Origin of the sequence: Paenibacillus sp. JNUCC-31, assembly GCF_014844075.1 — a bacterium.
Lineage (GTDB): Bacteria > Bacillota > Bacilli > Paenibacillales > Paenibacillaceae > Paenibacillus.
Map to the genome: position 1 here is coordinate 2,735,665 of NZ_CP062165.1, position 19,594 is coordinate 2,755,258.

At 48.7% G+C, this 19,594-nt stretch carries 16 protein-coding genes; 7 read left to right on the plus strand and 9 right to left on the minus strand.

The window, feature by feature from the left end:
* The first annotated feature begins 70 nt into the window (after positions 1 to 70).
* Positions 71 to 1,072 (plus strand): GTP 3',8-cyclase MoaA, encoded by a 1,002-nt coding sequence (gene moaA / locus JNUCC31_RS11900; RefSeq protein WP_192271331.1) that lies wholly within the window; start codon positions 71 to 73, stop codon positions 1,070 to 1,072.
* 321 nt (positions 1,073 to 1,393) lie between these two features.
* Entirely contained in the window at positions 1,394 to 2,230 is an 837-nt protein-coding gene (locus tag JNUCC31_RS33920; protein ID WP_192271333.1) for a methyl-accepting chemotaxis protein, read from the plus strand.
* 355 nt (positions 2,231 to 2,585) lie between these two features.
* On the opposite strand, the gene JNUCC31_RS11910 is transcribed toward JNUCC31_RS33920, so the two are convergent.
* Positions 2,586 to 3,194, minus strand: a complete 609-nt coding sequence (locus tag JNUCC31_RS11910; RefSeq protein ID WP_192271335.1) for a LysE/ArgO family amino acid transporter — start codon at positions 3,192 to 3,194, stop codon at positions 2,586 to 2,588.
* A gap of 156 nt (positions 3,195 to 3,350) precedes the next feature.
* Here JNUCC31_RS11910 and JNUCC31_RS11915 point away from each other — a divergent pair, with 156 nt between their 5' ends.
* Positions 3,351 to 4,838, plus strand: coding sequence for an aminotransferase-like domain-containing protein (locus tag JNUCC31_RS11915; RefSeq protein WP_192271337.1), 1,488 nt, complete (start codon positions 3,351 to 3,353; stop codon positions 4,836 to 4,838).
* Between the two features lie 104 nt (positions 4,839 to 4,942).
* Here the strand turns inward: JNUCC31_RS11915 and JNUCC31_RS11920 are convergent, their stop codons facing one another.
* From JNUCC31_RS11920 to JNUCC31_RS11945, 6 genes are all read right to left on the minus strand, one after another.
* Positions 4,943 to 5,770 (minus strand): carbohydrate ABC transporter permease, encoded by an 828-nt coding sequence (locus tag JNUCC31_RS11920; RefSeq protein WP_192271339.1) that lies wholly within the window; start codon positions 5,768 to 5,770, stop codon positions 4,943 to 4,945.
* On the minus strand, positions 5,767 to 6,651 hold the full coding sequence (locus JNUCC31_RS11925) for a carbohydrate ABC transporter permease (protein WP_192271341.1): 885 nt from the start codon (positions 6,649 to 6,651) through the stop codon (positions 5,767 to 5,769). Before JNUCC31_RS11925 ends, JNUCC31_RS11920 begins: the two co-directional genes overlap by 4 nt.
* A gap of 182 nt (positions 6,652 to 6,833) precedes the next feature.
* Positions 6,834 to 8,114 carry an ABC transporter substrate-binding protein gene (locus JNUCC31_RS11930; protein ID WP_192271343.1) on the minus strand — a complete coding sequence of 427 codons (1,281 nt, stop codon included), beginning with the start codon at positions 8,112 to 8,114 and terminating at the stop codon, positions 6,834 to 6,836.
* A gap of 157 nt (positions 8,115 to 8,271) precedes the next feature.
* Complete coding sequence (locus tag JNUCC31_RS11935) at positions 8,272 to 9,357, minus strand: response regulator (protein ID WP_192271345.1); 1,086 nt, start codon at positions 9,355 to 9,357, stop codon at positions 8,272 to 8,274.
* Positions 9,354 to 11,144 (minus strand): sensor histidine kinase, encoded by a 1,791-nt coding sequence (locus JNUCC31_RS11940; RefSeq protein ID WP_228469628.1) that lies wholly within the window; start codon positions 11,142 to 11,144, stop codon positions 9,354 to 9,356. Before JNUCC31_RS11940 ends, JNUCC31_RS11935 begins: the two co-directional genes overlap by 4 nt.
* Before the next feature lie 132 nt (positions 11,145 to 11,276).
* Entirely contained in the window at positions 11,277 to 13,280 is a 2,004-nt protein-coding gene (locus tag JNUCC31_RS11945) for a beta-galactosidase (protein ID WP_192271349.1), read from the minus strand.
* Between the two features lie 249 nt (positions 13,281 to 13,529).
* On the opposite strand from JNUCC31_RS11945, the gene JNUCC31_RS11950 reads away from it, so the two are divergent.
* Entirely contained in the window at positions 13,530 to 14,453 is a 924-nt protein-coding gene (locus JNUCC31_RS11950; protein ID WP_192271351.1) for an AraC family transcriptional regulator, read from the plus strand.
* On the opposite strand, the gene mobA is transcribed toward JNUCC31_RS11950, so the two are convergent.
* A complete protein-coding gene (gene mobA / locus JNUCC31_RS11955) occupies positions 14,450 to 15,064 on the minus strand; it encodes a molybdenum cofactor guanylyltransferase (RefSeq protein ID WP_228469710.1) in 615 nt (204 codons plus the stop codon). The two genes, JNUCC31_RS11950 and mobA, sit on opposite strands and share 4 nt — an antisense overlap.
* An 81-nt stretch (positions 15,065 to 15,145) precedes the next feature.
* On the opposite strand from mobA, the gene JNUCC31_RS11960 reads away from it, so the two are divergent.
* Positions 15,146 to 16,387 (plus strand): MFS transporter, encoded by a 1,242-nt coding sequence (locus JNUCC31_RS11960; RefSeq protein ID WP_416234399.1) that lies wholly within the window; start codon positions 15,146 to 15,148, stop codon positions 16,385 to 16,387.
* Between the two features lie 374 nt (positions 16,388 to 16,761).
* Here the strand turns inward: JNUCC31_RS11960 and JNUCC31_RS11965 are convergent, their stop codons facing one another.
* On the minus strand, positions 16,762 to 18,495 hold the full coding sequence (locus JNUCC31_RS11965; RefSeq protein WP_192272944.1) for a glutamine--tRNA ligase/YqeY domain fusion protein: 1,734 nt from the start codon (positions 18,493 to 18,495) through the stop codon (positions 16,762 to 16,764).
* Between the two features lie 189 nt (positions 18,496 to 18,684).
* Between JNUCC31_RS11965 and JNUCC31_RS11970 the strand changes: the two genes are divergently transcribed.
* Entirely contained in the window at positions 18,685 to 18,942 is a 258-nt protein-coding gene (locus JNUCC31_RS11970) for a DUF2164 domain-containing protein (RefSeq protein WP_192271354.1), read from the plus strand.
* A 31-nt stretch (positions 18,943 to 18,973) separates the two neighbouring features.
* The gene (locus JNUCC31_RS11975) at positions 18,974 to 19,522 is read left to right on the plus strand and encodes a GNAT family N-acetyltransferase (protein WP_062321589.1); all 549 of its coding nucleotides are present in this window, start codon (positions 18,974 to 18,976) and stop codon (positions 19,520 to 19,522) included.
* Positions 19,523 to 19,594 lie beyond the last annotated feature (72 nt).

Below are 19,594 nucleotides of genomic sequence, written 5' to 3' on the forward strand. Positions count from 1 at the left end.
GTTCATTTAGACATTGTCGGTTCATTTATTATAGAAGCTCTCGAATCTGAGGTATGAAAGGGTGGTCTGCATGGAAATGCTCCAGGATTCTTTTGGCAGGATACATGACTACATCCGGATTTCCGTTACGGACCGCTGTAATTTGCGTTGTGTGTACTGTATGCCCGAAGAAGGCATGGAATTTGCGCCGCATGACCAAATTATGAGCTACGAGGAGATTACCCAGGTGCTCAAAGTACTCGCTCCAATGGGCATGCGCAAAGTGCGTCTGACCGGAGGCGAACCGCTGGTACGTAAAGACCTGCATAAACTTGTCGGCATGATCTCGGCCATTGACGGGATTGAAGATATTGCTTTGACTACCAATGCATTGTTGCTGGATAAACAGGCACAAGCATTGAAGGATGCCGGATTGAACCGGATTAATATCAGTCTGGATTCCCTGCAGGCGAGCCGCTTCTCCATGATTACTCGCGGTGGGGATGTAAACAAGGTTCTGAAAGGCATTGAAGCGGCTACGGCTGTTGGACTGGCTCCGATCAAATTGAATGTGGTGTTAATGAAGGGCATCAATGATGATGAGATTAAGGATTTCATTGCCATGACCATCGATCAGCCACTGCATGTGCGCTTCATCGAATACATGCCGATTGGGCAGGCTTCCGATTCATGGCGCAAATCGTATTTGCCGCTGGAAGCCGTTACGGATGTATGTGCAGAAGCGGGTTGGACGGTAGAAAATACAGCAGGTCCGGCAGGAAATGGTCCATCTCGGAATATGAAGATTGCCGGTTCACAAGGTACATTCGGATTGATTCATCCGGTGAGTGATCACTTCTGTGACAACTGCAACCGTCTCCGCCTGACAGCAGACGGACATATCAAAGCTTGCCTGTATTGGTCGGATGAATACAATGTTCGTCGCTTCGCAGATGATCCAGATGCCATGGCAGCACTCTTCCTCAAGGCTCTTGGCACCAAGCCGAAGAACCATGAAATGGCATTGGCATTGGAACAAAAAATGCAAAGTCATACGCCGACCGTACGACGCATGTCCCAGATCGGTGGATAAACAAACATTTCACTCCTGAATGCATGTTCATATTCATCTGCATGCATCTGAGCAGTCCCATATCAAAAAACAATCGCCCGCTTTACGTAACGTTCGTATTGACCAGCGTTATTCCCTAAGCTGCTGAAGACCTACGGCCCTCAGCAGCTTTTTTTTCATATGATCATTCCTGCTCAATATAGTCGATTGATTCTCCTGATTCTATCGTTAAAATAAATCTCTCCATGCCCTCGCCGGGCCTTCAGGAATGCTTCAATTGTGACGATGTATATACCATACAACATCAAGATCATACGTACCCATAAATAGGAGTTGATTCGATTGAATATTGTTGAAGCACTTGTAGCAGCAAGCCCGTATTTTAAAATCATGCTTAAAGAAAATGATTTGATGATTGCTGTTACCGATATGGAGCAGTTCCGGTATTACGTACGGAGCGAAGATCTCGATCTGGGCATCCAGGCCGGAGATCCCATCTCGCTGGAAGATCCTACTCTGCGCCGGGCACTTATAGTTGGCGAGACTTCAGCCAATCGTATCGATGCCAAGTTTTATGGTACCCCTATTAATTCGGCGGCCACCCCGCTTCGCGATGAAGCAGGCCATATCGTCGGTGCACTCGCCATTGGGTTTTCACTCAAAAATGAGGAACAACTGGAGCATCTCACCGAACTGATCGGCGGCATCAGCGGCAGATTGACGGAAATGGTACAGAGCGTAGCTGCCCAATCCCAGCAGCTGACCGCATCATCTTCGCAGATTTTGGACAACACACGGATAGCGGTGCAAAATTCCAGTGAAGTCACCAAAGTGGCTTCATTCATTCGCGAAATTTCAGAGCAGACGAACCTGCTAGGTCTGAATGCTGCCATTGAAGCGGCTCGAGCAGGAGAAGCAGGGGCCGGTTTTGGCGTCGTGGCTACCGAAGTACGCAAATTATCGACCGGAACCAAAGAAGCCACGGTGAACATTGAACATTCCTTAAAAGAAGTACAGCATTCCATTCGTCAAATGGAACAGGAGATTACATCCATTACCCAATTCAGCAGCCAGCAAGCCGAGCTCGTCACCGAGTTCAGCGAGGTGATTGATCAACTGAACAACGCATCCAGGGATCTCAAAGCTTTCATTGAATCCATGCTACTGAAGGCAGAATAATAGAATACTCATTAGGCATATTAAACATAAGGCCAGCATACGACAATGAGGATGTCCCATAAGTCATGAATATGACGGGGGGACATCCTCTTTTAGTGTTATTTTGTTTTAATGAACCTGACACACGCTATTCGCTCCCATTTGCCCAGATCTGAGATCTAACGAATCACAGAGACGTTATTTCGTCGATTCACTTGATTTTTTAGGTTTTGAAGCCCTTTTATGACGAAATAGCGTTACTGAGGTTCGTTAAATCTTGCAACCATTGATGATCTGCCTTTTAAGGTGCGGTAGGTTCGTTAGCGCTTGGATCGAGGCGGAATTCCTTTTGAGACAGCCCCATTCTTTTCTATTTTTACGATACGATCAGCTTCCACAGCATCATGCCCGCCATTCCGATCATCACCACAGCGGACAACCGATTGAACAAAATACTGACCCGGCCTGTACGATCTTTACTCCCTATAAGTCTGCCTGCACCTGCAAGCCCCAGAAACCATACCCATGATACCACGGCGGCCGTGATGGCAAAATAAATGCGTGCCTGTCCATCATACTGAAGCGAACTGGTGCCGATCACGGCTACTGTGTCCAATAGAGCGTGTGGGTTAAGCAAGGAAACGGAAGCTGCAAAGGCGATCTGTCGCCCCGCAGACAGTACGGTTGCTGAATCATTTGCAGGTCCGGCTGACCTCCAAATACTCCATGCCATATAGAGCAAAAATGCACTTCCTCCCACATACAATACACTCGCCAGCAGCGGCCATTGCAGCAAAATGAGAGACACCCCTCCAACCGCTGCGCCAATCAACAACGTATCACTGATTCCTGCGGTTAATATGGCTGGCAGCGCCCGCGCATAACTTCGCTGACTCATGCCCTGATTAAAAATAAATACATTTTGTACACCCAGTGGCAAGATCAGGCCAAACGCCAGCACCACCGCGTGAATAATTACACTCATCGTTCATCCCCCTTAGACATGTCTCCATAGTAGTAGAGATAACGTCAGGCGTAACCAACCACTTGGATGGCATCAAACCCAACCAAATGATATAGTGTTCGAAATAAGAGAAAACGGGATATCGTCACTCATTCCTTAAAGGAGGCTAACCTGCTTATGAATCGTTCCGATGCTCGACCTGAAATCGGCTGGAAGCCGGACCCCTCCCATGCGTTACCCCTGTACCGTCAGATCGAGGTCTTTATTCGTGAGAAAATCACTTCCGGGGAATGGACGGCGGGATACCGGCTTCCTTCACAACGGACATTGGCTCAATCCATGGATGTGAACCGCAGCACGCTGGTCACTGCGCTGGAAAACCTGGCCGCCGCAGGCATGATTGAAGGCAGACATGGCGGCGGAACCTATGTCTGCGGCTCCGGCTGGCATGCGCTGGCTCACGGAGCCATGCCCAACTGGCAGGAAGCCATCGAAGAAGGGTGGTATTACCCCAATCTGCCAGAGGTGCAGCAGATTAATCGGGCTGAGTTCCAGCCAGGCATCATCCGGCTTGGTACAGGCGAGCTTTCCCCTGAGCTGATGCCCCAGGAGGCTTTTAACGACATTCTCCAAACGCTATCCAGTCGTTCTCGTACACTAAACTACCTCGAACCTCAGGGCAGTCTGGAGCTCCGGCAGGCTTTGTCCGTTTACTTGCAAGCAAGTGGCATTCAAGCCTCCCCTGACTCCATTCTGATCGTATCCGGCTCTCTCCAGGCATTGCATCTTATCTCCGTTGGCCTCCTGCCCCGCGGATCAGCAGTCGTGCTGGAGAAACCATCCTATCTATACTCCATTCATGCCTTTCAATCTGCCGGGTTGAAAATGAGCGGAATCCCGATGGATGCTGAAGGATTGCACATTTCGCGTCTGGAAGATGCCATCCAGAACGTGGCTAACAGAGACAGCATCTCGCTGCTTTATACGATTCCGAGCTTCCACAATCCTACCGGCTTGGTCATGAGTGACAGCCGCCGGGAAGAACTGCTCGCCACAGCGCGGAATACCGGCATCTCCATATTGGAGGATGCCGCTTACAGCGACCTGTGGCTGGACGAGCCCCCGCCGCCATCGCTGAAGGCGCGCGACAAGGAAGGACGGGTGCTGCATATGGGCACCCTGTCCAAGGCGGTCAGCCCCGGCCTGCGCCTCGGCTGGCTGGTTGGACCGGAGCCGGTCATCCGTCGCCTCGCAGACATCAAGATGCAGACGGATTATGGCACCAGCTCCCTCGCTCAGGAAGCAGCTGCGCTCTGGTTTGCCGATGGATACCATGCGCAGCATATGGATCGTCTGCGGCCGGAACTTCGAAGACGCAGAGACGTGATGCTGGAGCTTCTGCAACGCGATTTCGGCGAACTGGCCGAGTGGAGCATACCTGCCGGAGGCTTTTATATCTGGCTCCGATTTATCGACAGTCCTGTTTCCATTCGTGAACTGTTCCATGCCTGTCTGGAAAAGAATGTGTTGATTCATCCGGGATATCTCTATGACCGATTGGATGCAGACCACATTCGTCTGTCCTACGCCTATGCTTCACCGGATGAGATGGAGCGTGGACTTCAGTTGCTGGCACAGGAAGTCAAAAAGCTGATGACATCATAAATAAAAGACCGCCTTGATCGGAAGGGATTACATCCCTCAGATCAAGGCGGTCTTTTCGAGCTTTAGTATAAATGAGACCGATACCTCTAGGTAACAGGTTTTCCTTATCCTTTTACCGCACCCTCTGCAATACCCTCCATGATGAACTTTTGGAAGAACGCATAGATGAGAACCACCGGGATCGCGGTAAGTACCAGGGAAGACAGAATCAGCGGCCATTCCTTGTTGTACTCGCCAAACAGCATGTTGGTGGACAAAATCAGCGTATAACGATTCACATCCGTCAGCATGAGCAGTGGCAGCAGGAAGTCATTCCAGATCCACAGAAAGTCCAAAATGGCGATGGTGACTGTAATCGGCAGCAACAACGGGAAGATAATCTGGAAGAACGTCTGGAACTCATTACATCCATCCATCTGTGCCGACTCTTCCAATTCACGCGGAATGGACTTAACAAACCCGTGATACAGGAAGATCGCCATGTTCACACCAAGTCCGATATAGATGAGGGCCAGCCCGTATGTGCTTCCTTGGACGTGAAGTCCTTTGGCAACCCGTGTCAGTGGAATCATGATCGAGTGAAAAGGAACGAGCATGGAAGCCACGAACAGGAAGAAGATCAGATTGCTCAATCTGCCTGAGGTACGCGACAGCTTGTATCCGGCCAATGAAGCGCAGAATACAATACCACCTATGCCCAGGAAGGACACGATCGCCGAGTTCATCGAGCTGCCCAGCAGGTTGATTTTGTTAAACGCATCCGAATAGTTTTCCCAATGAAATGTCGTTGGCAGAGCGATAAAGGACTGGAACATCTCCCCTTGTGTTTTGAATGAGTTCACAATAGCCATGTAGATAGGCAGCATGGCGACAAGAGAGCCCAGCACCAGCAGCAGTCGGATCAGGTAGCTGTTGATTCGTTGCATCCTCATGCTTCCACCTCTTTCTTCTTCATCACCGTAATCTGAATGAGCGTGAAGATGAGAACGATGGCGAATAACACAACCGACTTGGCGCTGGCATATCCGTATCTAAAATTGTTGGAGAATGCCTCTTCATAGATATTCATCGTAATCACCTGAGTAGCTCTGCCCGGACCGCCACCGGTCAGGCCGTACACAACTTCGAATACTTTGAAGGCTCCGTTCAGTGTCAGAAAGAAACAGATCGTCACGGCATGCGTAATCATCGGCAATACGACATTACGCAGTACCTGGAATGCGTTAGCTCCATCGATAACTGCCGCTTCCTTGAGACTCTTCGGTACACCCTGGAGTGCTGCCAGATAGATAATCATCATATACCCCACACCATTCCAGAGCGACACGATCAGGATGGAGTAGAATGAAAATCTCGGATCACCCAGCCACTGCTGGTCCAGAAAAGACACGGCCAACTTCTCGGCCAGCTGCGGCAGCACCTGGGAGAAGATGAACGTCCACATAAAAGCGCTGATGATCGTACTGATCATGTTCGGCATGAAGAACAGGGTCCGGAATAGTCCCTTGCTGCGCGTCCGTGTCTCAATAAACACGGCGAGCAGCAAGGCAATTCCATTTTGCAGAATCAGCATAAACACCACATATTTCAACGTGAACCACAGGGAATTCAGAAAGTCGGGATCTTCCTTGAACAGTTCCACGAAGTTCCCCAGACCGATAAAACTGTAATCCCGGTTCAGACCATTCCAGTCTGTCAAACTGTAGAACAAGCCGCTAAATGTGGGATACAGCAGGAAAATGGCATAGATGACAAAGGCAGGCGCAGTGAACGCGAGCAGCGACAGATACTTCTTGAATACATTCGTAGCCATTGGTTCTCCCCCTTTTCACTATAAGCAGACTCGCGGAAACGGGGGAACGAAGACCGTTCTGCCAGCCGTTTCATCTGCTTAGAGACTACGACGAAATAAAGTACCGCTAATTTGTTGACAAAACTCCCAAAACCGTGGAGATTTTGTCAACAAAAGCGGTTACTAAATTTCCTCGCAGCTCCTTACTTGTTGACTTTGTTGTAGGATTTCCACGCCTTGTCGAGCGCATCGATCACCTGCTGCTGATTCAGTTGTCCGGAGTAGTAACCTTGCAGTGCTTTGCCTGATTCATCTTTAACCGCTTGAGGAATGGATGGATCCTGATAGGCTTTGCCTTCATTGACATATTTCAGGGCATCGTCTACCCAAGGGAAACTTTTGAAATCATGGATTTTGGCCACCGGATTGAATTTCAGTGCTTCATAGAATGCACTCGAATCTTTGTCATCGAGAACATAGTTTACGAAGTCGAGTGCCACTTCCTTGTTTTTACTGGTAGAAGACACGGCCAGCGATGTGGATGTGCTCAAATTGATTTTGGTATCATCCGGGTTGTCATTGATCGGCAGTGGTGCCACACCGAAGTTGATGTCCGGATTGGACTTCAGGATAGTCTCCGCGAACCACGGTCCTTGAATCCACATCGCTGCTTTGCCTGTTGCAAAGGCTGCTGATCCATCATCGCCGCCCACTTCAAGCGCTTTCTCTGTTCCATTGGCATTGACGAGATCGAAGACGTCAAACAACGGTTTCATATCCGCGAAGGACCCTTGATCCTGATTCATCTTGTCGATGAAGTCTTTATGTTCTGACTGGGTCAGTGCACCCACCGTGAGTGGCAGGAAGAGTTGTGGAATCCAGGCTTCTTTGTAGGACAGTTCAAACGGTGTGATGTTGGCTGCTTTCAGCTTTTCCACGACCGCTTTCATTTCCGTCAGAGTCGTTGGTACCTCTAGGCCCTGCTCTTTGAAAATATCCTTATTGTACAGGTATCCCCAAGACAACGTTTCCAAAGGAACAGCCACGACTTTACCCGACGCATCCGTTACAGAAGGCTTAACGGAATCCAGTAATTTATCAACAAAAGGTTGACCCGACAAGTCTTCCAGATAACCCGCTTTGCTGAATGGTGGAATCTCATTGACCGCATGAAGGGCGAACACGTCCGGTGCATCATTGGAGGCAAGTCTTGTTTTCAGAATCTGCGGCGCATTATCTGCTGGCGGCATCTCCAGTTGCACGTTAACCTCAATATTCTTTTCGGCTTTCTCCTTGGCTTTGAACTGTTCTATATATTTATCGTAATGTTCTTTCAGCCGCGGCTGTGCAATGAATACTTTGAGGGACACCGTACTGCCTGATGCAGACCCCTCTGCCTTACCATCCGTACCCGCATTGGAGCCGCAGCCTGCGAGCAGAACACTCACAAGCACCGCACTTGCTACGCTTTTCCATACTTTCATCTCTTATGACCTCCCGGTGTAACTTGTTTGTCTTTCATAGGATCATTATATATCACGAAATGAAAGCGCTTCATTGGACAAAATTAGACTCGTTTATTGGATTATTTTAAACCTTAATCCAGCTTCAATCGCTCTGTGAGTAAATTATTTAGGGCTGTTATCTGACACGAGGCTGTCCTTTTCGCATCTCCCCAGGCGAAACGCCGAAGTGCTTCTTGAATACCCGGTAAAAGTAAGAGACATCCTCATAACCTGTCATCTCGGCAATATGTTTGAATGGAATTTGATCATCCAGCACCCATTCCTTTGCTCTTGCCATGCGTAACTGGACAATATAGTCGGTCACATTCACGCCGTATTCTTTTTTGAACACCTTGCTGAGATATTCTTTGCTGACAAAAAAGATCTGGGCCAGCTGCTCCAGCGTAATCATCTCCATGCAGTGCTGCTCAATGTACTGCTTCACCTCATCCAGGTTCAGCTTGTTCTTGAATTTGCGCTGCGCAATCAGCTGCTCCAACGAAGTATAGTAAGGCGCTGATATCCAGTCCACTGCCGATGTGATGGACGCCAGAGCAGCCGGCGGCGGGAGCACAGCTGCTACAGGTTGCTCGCATAAGCCGTTGGAAACGCACAGCTCGCCCAGCAGGGTCTGCAATTCGTATGCGACCCGTCCAAGCTGTTGCGGTCTTCGGATATCACTGGTATCAAGGCGGTGCTCCAGCTGCCCGAACAGCTCATGCAATCCCTGAACGTTCAAGTCATTAAAACGCAGGCGTGCCTGCTGCTGGAACAACGAGAACTCGCCAGAAAAAGCGGAAGGATACGGTTCCCAGGACTCTGGTCCGGATTCGGTCTTTTCCAATTCCCGTTTACATTTAGCCAGAACGTTATTCAATTCATCAGGATTCACCGGCTTGAGCAGATAATCAGCCGCACGGTGACGAATCGCATGCTTCGCATAATTGAAATCATCATATCCGCTGACTACAATCACTTTGATATGTGGATATTGCGCGCTTAGCGTCTGGAGCAATTCCACACCGTCTGTCCCCGGCATACGCATGTCTGTAATCATTATATGGGGCTGATGCTGCTCTACCATCCGAATGGCCTCTTCGCCATCCTCTGCCTCACCTGCAACAATCATGCCAAGTTCATCCCACGCGCCCAAATTGCGCAAAATATCTCTGTTCCATGGCTCGTCGTCCACCAATACCACTCGATAATGATCCTTGTTCACAAGAATTCGCCTCCTGTATGGCAAGGAATTCGAACAGTGACAATCGTTCCCTGTCCTTCCCTGCTCTCCATGTTCATGCCGTATGCAGGACCAAAGTGCATCACGATCCGTGATGCGGCATTAACCAGCCCAATGCTTGTCCCCGAGCTCCATACCCTGTCACCTTGCTGGGACAGCCTGGACAGTCTGGATTGCATCTCGGCCAATCTCTCTTGATTCATGCCAACCCCGTTATCGGAAATGCGGATAGTTACCTTATCGTGCTCACGGACAACGTTAATGTTCAATTTCCACTCTCCCTGCTTTTTCTCCAGACCATGGACAAATGCATTCTCCACAATCGGTTGCAGGGACAACTTGGGAATATAGCAGTCTCCCAGCCCGCCCTGAATCTCCAGTGTAAATTCAAGTCTGCTGGCAAAACGCTGCTTCTGTATGAGCATATAATGCTCCAGCTGGTCCAATTCGGACTGTAAGGGTACGAGACCATCCGGCGCTCTGACAATATAACGGAACATCTCACTTAATGCACGAATCACTTTGTAGCTATCTGCCGGCTTCTGTGAGTACACCATACCCCCGATCATCTGCAGCGTATTTTGCAGGAAGTGCGGGTGAATCTGGGACTGAAGCGCTTTGAGCTCAGCAGTCTGTTTCTCCAGATTCATCAGATAGTTGTCCCGGATATGTTCCCGGATGCGACTTGCCATCCCATGCAGATTTTTCTCCAGCAGGCCAATCTCATCCACTCGACCACTGCGCACCACTTCCTTGTCCTTGATCAGCTGGATTCCCTTCATGGAATTTGCCAGTGTAACAATCGGTTTGGATGTTCGCCATGCCACGAATGCTGCCAACAACACCGAAACTACGGTAGCCAACCCACCCACAATAAGACCATACTTCATCGTTTCCAATGCACTCTCATTGATGACATGAGAAGGAACAATTTTGATCAGCCGCATTCCTGACGGGTCAATGGCATGATAAAATACATATTCCTTGGCTGTTCGAATGAAACCGGAATTGTCCTTCGTAGCTGCAAGTCTTTCCAGCGCTTCTGCTGAAGGCCGTATCTCTTTGCTGGGCTGATAGACCGGACTTCCCGTACTATCGGCAATGTACACCGCATAATCGCCCCGGCTGTCCAGCAATTCCAGCGTCTGATTGAATTCGGCCCACTTGACTTCCAGACTGATTGCGCCGATCTGTGCCTGATCCTCGAAACGGTTCATGCTGCGGGTCATATGAAACTTCTCTGGATCATTCGGATCATTAATAATCGTAAAGTCCTTATGCTGCTCAAAAAGCTCATGATATGCCGAAGGAATATCCGGGACTGATCTGATTCGGCTCTCCATTGAATTAAAGGTGAACAGCGTGTCCAGTTCTTTCAGGTATAATTCCACGCCAAATACATAGTTGCCAGCCGAATAATAGACACTGTTCAACATGTTGAACATCGCCTTCTGTTCATCGAATCGGCTGGCAGCTGGAGCATCCTGGTTTAATGCCAGATACTGATGGAGTTCATCACTGATCTGAATGGAATAGATGAGATTGTTCATCCGCGCGAATTGTTCACCCAAATAGATGGAGGCCCAATTCATATTCGCACGGTTGGTCTCCATGATCTCTTCTTCCATGGAAGAGCGGGTATTCTCGGCCGCTACAACGGTCATGGCGATGACGGGCAGAATCGCTAGAAACGTCATGGTGAGAATTAACTTGTTGCGAATGCTTCGTTTGAACGGATCAGTAAGCTTCCGGTATAATTCGGTAAACACGATGCATCCACTCCTGACCTTATGAGCTAAAAATAAGAACAAACGCCCCGGCGTGGAAGCCGAGGGCGCTTTGTCTTGTATTCTTTTTATAGTCATTGAACATTAACTTGTCAATTCATTTATGATTTCCCATTATTGCTCAATAATGCAGAACCCCCAAGGTTCCAGCTCCATGTTCTGCCCTACGGACACCGATCTTCCCGCCAGAAGTTCCGTTCCATCACCGTAAGCATTCACGAACGAAGCCGCCTGATCGGAGTAGTTAAAGAAATACCGAATCGTATTTCCCTGATCATTCACACCCGACTTCACGATGATTGGAAAAGCCAACTCCTGATCAGTTCCCCACAGTCCGGCTTCCTTCATGACACGCTCCAACACTTTACGGATCACAGCGGAGCTGGTATAACATCCAACGTACGTCGCTTTGCCCTTGCCGTAGGCATTCTCGGTAATGGCCGCATATTCTCCCCAGTGAGGATGATCATACCAGGCTAACACTTCAGCAGTTGTTGGTGTGATGAGTTCCATCCAGGTATGGATCTGGTTCTGTTCCTCTCCAACCTCGAACGGATCATCCCGAAGCGACACATTTTTCGGCTCAACAAACAGGTTGTAACTGATGCCACAAGCCTCGCTGATCAGTCCAGGTTGGCGGGTGGAGCGGACCTTAATATGTTCGTTGGCGAATCCGCTCTTGAAAGAGTAAACGACATGCCCACCATCCTGTACAAATTGGTTCAGCCTCTCAAGCAAGATATCGGAAGCTGCGTACAAAGCAGGCACAACAATCACATCATATTCTTCATAACTTTCAACAGACGGATCAATCAGATCACAGCCTATATTCATTTTGTATAATTCGTCGTACATCCAGCGAACAACGTCATTGTATTTTTTGTCACTGGTAAAATTAAACCCGAACCACTTCATCGACGTCAATGCCTCATTGCTGAACAGCACGGCTACGCGATTCGTTTTCTTCAAATTCACCAATTGCGGGCTGAGTCTGGCAAAATCCCGACCGATCGTTTTCGCCTCGTTGTACACCGGATTCGGTTCAAAATCGTGGCTCAGCAATCCTTTCCAATAGGTCTCGAACGAATTGTGCAAGGAATGCCAGTGCCAGTAAGCGACCATGTTTGCTCCGGAGGCCAGGTGGCTGAATGCCTGCAGTCGAAGCTGTCCCGGATAGGGAACCCAGTGCCAGAATGCCTGTGCTTCGGTCTCCAGTACGAGATAGTTCGATTGTTTGGTGGAGCGCGCGACATCACCGCCGAATGAAATCTCAATGCCGGTCAGATCATCCTGCGACGGGTGATAGATGTCCACACTGGTAATGTCAAAAGGTTTGGATGCGGCAAAATGGTCCACATCCCCTTGAATGCCGTACGAATATCCACGCCAGTCGAAGTCAAAGTTCTGGGTGACAAACTGGCCTTTCTGTTTATACTCATTTACAATTCCGACCTGCCACGCCAGAAAGTTGGTAACCAGCTGGCGCTGGAATTTGGCAAATTCAGCGCCTAAACTGCCGTTGATTGTACCAACAACAGACGGGAAGTCCTCCCAGCTATTAATGCGGTTGCTCCAATAATCCAGCCCAAACTCCTTGTTCAGATCATCCAGCGAGCTGAACTTGTTGCGCATATATTTGACGAATTGCAATTGCACATTGTCTCCTGCGGTATTGTAATGCTTCGTTTCGTTGTCTGTCTGGTAACCAATCACGGCAGGGTGCTTGCTGACACGGGAAATCAGCTTGCGAATGATGCGTTCGGCATAGAAAAGATACGTCGGATGTGTGATATCCATGATCTGCCGCGCACCATATTTCCCTGGTCCCTGCACGGTCGTTGCCAGAACATCCGGGTGTTCCTTGACCATCCACGTCGGAACAGCATACGTAGGTGTACCCACGATGACCTGAATGCCCGCTGCGTGCATGGCATCCAGTACACGATCTACAGAGGAGAAGTCGAAGACGCCATTTTGCGGTTCATGTGTACTCCAGGTGGATTCCGCGATTCGTACCACATTGATGCCCGCATCCTTCATCATCTGAATATCTTTGTCCAATCGCTCGTAAGGCATATATTCATCATAATAGGCTACCCCGTATAATAACTTGTCCATGTTATAATCCTCTTTTCATCTGAAAGTATGGAGCGCTTGGCATTTATACAAAATGAAATAATTCATTTGAAAAATGATAACGTTTACATTAATATCTATTGAAGTACATTAGACGCTTAGCCATCTGTCCAAACGCTGTCCTATCCTACGATTTCCATCGTTGGCGTTTAAACTGATTATAATGAAGTATACTATGGGTGCCGATTGTACAAGGCGAGTTGTTTTTACCCTTTTCCGAGGTGAATGTTCATGGATATCCGTTCACAGCTCCGAGAGATGCCACATCATACGCTGGCTCACTGGCTGCCTATTATCGACTGTAACATTAAATTCTATGGAGCGCACAGCCAACAAGTTCCATATGGTTGGGCAATGCCGGAGGAATCCCATCCGGGCTTTGAAATTATGCTGATTATACAAGGTACCCAGGAGAGTGTGATTCACGGGTATACCTATACGGTTGAGGAAGGTTCCATTCTGCTGATTCCACCGGGATTCAAACATACAAACCAATGCGTATCACCAGAGGGCATGACGTATTTCAGCGCTCATTTCAATGTGGATGATCCTGTATTTACCTTGAAGCTGATGTCACGGCACAGCCAAATCTATGCGGCGGGTACCGCTGACAACATGCAAATACGCCCCGTCCTGGAGAACTGGATGAGCATGATCAGAACATCAGAGGCCTACACTTCCACAGACAAATTTGTAATGCAGGCACGCATGTTTGAATTGTTCGCCCTGCTGTCCCAGGCAGCTGACCGCGAACCACTGTCCAACCTGTCCGGCACAGAACCACATGCTCCAGCCCCAGCAGCCATGCATTACGCAAGCGCCATCGCAGAAGCTATCAAGCAGGCGTTCCATACGCAGCTCCGAATCAAAGATGGCGAGGTTTCTCAGGTCAAGGTGGAACAGATCATATCCTCCTTTGGCATTAGCCCGGGATATGGCTTACAGATTTTTCGTAAAGTATACGGACAATCTCCACGGGCCTATCTGTCCAGCCTGAAGCTGCAGGAAGCCAAAGTGCTGATCGAACAGCCGGAGCTCTCTTTGGGGGACATTGCATGGAAGTTGGGTTATACCCACCTGTCGCACTTTAGTCGGCAATTCAAACGATGGACTGGCCAAAGTCCGCTTCAATATCGCAACTCCGTTCAGGGTTAGGAACCCTGATGGCGGTTACGAATATGCTCATACTCTTCCGGGGTATTCATATTACTAAGCTGCATTGCCACATCGTGGACACCAGCGCTTTCCAGTTCATCCACGTCGACATATCGGCAACCGATCTCTTCAAGCCATTGGGTTACCTTCAGCCGATGATCTATTAAGCGCTGTTCAAGTTCGGGTAAAACACGTCTATGGTATGCACCTGCAAGCGGATGAACGCGCCCTGCCAATCGCGGAACGACCGCATGATGCTCTTGCCCTGATTCGATGAGCTTCTTGATGCCTTCGAAAAAGGATGGCTGTAACAGCGGCATGTCACAGGCGCAGACGAGGTTCCAGTCCGTCTTTGAGACTTTCAGCGCAGCATGCAACCCAGCAAGCGGCCCTTTCCCCGGATAGTCATCCTGAACATGAACGCAGTCGTAGGCCAGCGCGGGGTATGCAGTCGTGCTGGTGCCTGCGGAAATGATAAGACGTTGTACTGCTGGTTCCATCGCTTGGATGACCTGTTCCAGCACACTGGAACCATTCCATTCCAACAATGCTTTATTGGAACCCATACGGCTGGATAAGCCTCCTGCCAATATAATGCCAGTCCATTCCATTTTGCTCACGGTTACCCTCCTCATTCAATAAACTTATTCTATACATTGAATACCCTTTCAACAAATGATACATTGAAGAATATGATTCTGAAAGGAATGGCTGTATTGGACAGATATGCACCCGGAAGAGGCAATCCCTCTTTGGTTTCGCTGAAACTATATAACTTTTTCATTTATGGAGCCATTTCCATCTTCGCCGGTTTTCTTCAGTTATATTTGCAGGAAATCGGTATGACCAAATTGGAGATTGGCAGTCTGATGGCGATTGGTCCGTTTGTATCCTTGTTCGCTAATCCGTTCTGGGGCTTCTGGAGCGACAAATCGCGTAATATCCGTATTATTTTGATGATAATGATGGGTGGTACCTTTGTGCTTGCCCAGGCCGTATTTTATGCGCCTACCTATGCCTGGATATATGCAGCCATGATCTTTTTTTATTTTTTTCAAAGTCCTTTGTTTGCCCAAACCAACAGCCTGATTCTCGGTTATATTGATGGGACCACTCAGAAATTTGGCACATTTCGGCTTTGGGGATCGCTGGGTTGGGCACTGACCGCTGTGGCTGCCGGACCGCTCATTGACCGTTTGGGTGCAGGCAGTGTATCGATTGTCTTTGCGTTTATGATTGTCATTGCCTTTATTTTCGCCTTGTTTTTACCCAGACAACCGATCGCTTCGGATACACCTGTAGTCAGTTTTCGACGTTTCGGCAGAGTCATGTTCAATCCGTACTTTATGGTCTTTATCGGGCTTGGGGTGCTGGTTTCCGTACCCAACGCCATGAACAGTACATTCATGTCATTGTACATCGTGGAGATGGGTGGGGATAAACAGATGGTCGGCTGGGCCATCTTCACATCATCCATACTCGAAGTCGGCGTGTTCCTGCTGCTGGACCGTTTTCTCAAACGTAAAATGAGCATGCTTCTCGCATCACTGATATGGATCAGTTTGCTGTTCGCCATTCGCTGGCAGCTCATGGCCCTGGCGAACAATCCGTTAGAGATTGTGTTCATTCAGCTTATGCACTCCATTACGTTTGGCGGGTATTTCTATGTCGGGACCCAGCTGACGATGCTGTTCATTCCAAGACCTTATCGCTCCTCGGGCCAGGCCGTGTATACGATGGCCTGGGGCGGGATATCCGGTGTCATTGCCGGCCTGTTCGGCGGCTGGTTATTCCAGAGCTTCGGTGCTGAAGTGATGTATAACATCGGGGTATTCTTCTCCCTGATTGGTGCCGTTGGTTTTGGTGTCATGTGGTTCTCGAACCGCCGTAACGGCTATCAGCCAACTGTGCTGACAGAAATGGGTGAGAGGTAGTCTTTTGTTGTAGGCTATTCGCACGTTCAAAGTCACACTGGAGCACTCCGATGACAGAACAACCTTCCGATCGCTGTTATCCCCAGATTTTTTGAATCCCTTATTTAAAGGGGAAAATCTGGGGATAAAGGCGAACGCTCCGCTTCTTCAGGTTATTTCTGTCCTCTCCGTTATCGTGTAACATCATCGTTTAAAAAACCGAAACAAAAGATTAAGAATAATAGTAGTAAAGAGAAAGGCGTCTCCTTTGGCTTATTGCCATGGAGACGCCTTTTACGTTTATAGGTTGAAGTTTACAGCTTAGGTGTATAACCCTAACTTGTAGCTTGAGACTAAACCTCTAACTTTACCCTCGCCTACCTTTGTACTTCACCTTATGCTTTTGGCAGTTGGAACGAGCTCTTCAGGGATACGACCCGGTTAAATACCGGACGGCCTGGCTCGGAGTGTTTCGGATCAACACTGAAGTAGCCGTGACGGAAGAATTGGAATTTATCCTGAGCTTTCGCTTCCTTCATCTCTTGCTCCACAAACCCTTGAACCACTTCAAGCGAGTTCGGATTCAGCTGATCCAGGAACGTTTTCTCCGGTTGTTCTTCCAAAACCTCAGCTTCTGCCCCTGCTATTTCCACTTCCACATCTGCTTCCGGCGCCTCTGCCAAGATTAATGGCTCATACAGGCGGAATTCAGCCGGTACCGCTTGAGTCGCTTCTACCCAGTGGATCGTTCCTTTGACTTTACGACCTGTGAACCCACTGCCACTTTTCGTCTCCACATCATAGGTACAATGGATTTCGGTCACATTGCCTTCTGCATCTTTAATCACATCGTTACATTTAATGAAGTACGCATGTTTCAAACGAACCTCGTTGCCAGGGAACAAACGGAAGTATTTGTTCGGCGGATTCTCCATGAAGTCGTCTTGTTCAATATATATCTCACGAGAGAACGGAATTTGGCGACTGCCCATCTCCGGATTCTCCACATTATTCTCTGCTTCCAGCCATTCAACTTCTCCTTCAGGATAGTTGGTGATGACTACTTTGAGCGGGTGCAGAACAGCCATCGTGCGCGGCGCTTTCAGTTTCAGATCTTCACGGACAAAGTGCTCCAGTGTTTGCAGATCGATGACACCCTGACTTTTGGAAATGCCCGTTTCGAACACGAAATCACGAATGGCTTCCGGTGTATATCCCCGGCGGCGCAGACCCGAAATCGTTGGCATGCGCGGATCATCCCATCCATCCACATGACCTTCGTCCACGAGAAGTTTCAGTTTCCGTTTGCTGGTCACCATTTGAGACAGGTTCAGGCGACCAAACTCATATTGATGCGGTTGGTTCTCCATCTCACATTCGGCAACAACCCAATCATAGAATGGACGTTGGTCCTCAAACTCCAGGGAGCAAAGAGAATGGGTTACCCCTTCAATGGCATCTTCGAGCGGATGTGCAAATGCGTACATCGGATAGATGCACCATTTGTCACCCGTATTATGATGATGTGCATGAGCAATTCGGTAAATGACCGGATCACGCAGATTGATGTTCGGTGAAGCCATATCAATCTTGGCGCGCAGCACTTTCTCGCCGTTCTGGAACTCGCCTGCACGCATCCGTGTGAACAGGTCGAGATTCTCTTCTACAGTGCGGTCACGGTACGGGCTATTCTTGCCCGGCTCTGTGAGCGTTCCACGCATAGCGCGAATTTCGTCGGCGCTTTGGTCGTCGATGTATGCTTTGCCTTTTTGGATCAGCAGGACAGCACGATTGTACATTTCATCAAAATAATCAGAGGCAAAACGTTTCTCGCTCCACTCGTATCCGAGCCATTTTACGTCCTCCTGGATCGATTGTACATACTCCACATCTTCCTTGACAGGGTTCGTATCGTCGAAGCGAAGATTCGTTTTGCCGCCAAATTCGCCACCCAGTGCAAAGTTAATCCAGATCGCTTTGGCATGGCCGATATGCAGATAACCGTTCGGTTCCGGAGGAAAACGGGTAATGACTTCCTGGACTTTCCCTGACCGGAGATCTTCGGTAATAATATTTTTGATAAAGTTAGGTGGGGTTGTACGATTGTCCACAGGTATCAAACCTTTCATGAATTGATTGGAACTTTCAGTAATTGCAACGCGTTTCATATAAATATACCTTTAACGAGGGAGGAGTTCAATAAATAACGCCCCAAAGTCAGGATCAGTTATACACAAGATAGGCCCAAAACCATTTTGACGGGTTCGCGCGAATCATGTAGCATGATAGAAAAACACAATTTAAGGGAGGGTTTCCCATTGAACGCGCTAAAACTGAGCAAAGAACAACAGGATGAAGCCATACGCACCATCCAGTCGTATTTCGAAGAGGAACGCGGCGAAGAACTTGGCGATCTGGCAGCATGGGGTATGCTGGATCTATTCATGACCCAATTGGCTCCCTACATATATAATCAGGCACTGAGTGACGCACGTTCTACGGTGAATCAACGCATGGCCTCGATGGAAGAAGACCTGTTTGCATTGGAGCGCAAGCTACCGAAAAATTCCCGATAATCCATTATTTCAAAGAAAGAAGGTTGCACTCATGTTTACCTATTCATTGGATGAATATACCGAACTCCGCCCACTTGCCATGGAACACACCAAACCGTTGTTCGAACTCACAGACCGCTCGCGGGATCAGTTGAGACATTGGTTACCGTGGGTGGACCATGTGACCGAGATTGAGCACACTTCAAACTTCATTACAAATGCGTTGAAACAGGGAGCCGAGAACGGCGGCTTCACCGCAGGTGTATGGCTGAAAGGCGATCTTGCAGGCGTCATTGGCTTCCACGAAATTAACTGGACCAACCGCTCTGTCAGCATTGGATACTGGCTTGGCAAAGGTTTTGAAGGCCAAGGCTTGATGACCAGTGCATGTCGCGTTCTGGTGGATTACGCTCTGGTTACACTGGATCTGAACCGTGTTGAGATTCGTTCAGCAACCAACAATAAGCGGAGCCGGGCTATCCCTGAACGCCTTGGATTTGTCCTTGAGGGCGTTATTCGCCAGGCTGAGAAGCTTCCCAAGGGCTATGTTAACCATGCGGTATATGGCATGCTGCAGCATGAATGGGAACTTTTACGCTAATCAGACTTACATAATTGGAATTACATCCTACGGAGAACAGTGATATGCCCCATACCTGTGAGATTTCCAGAC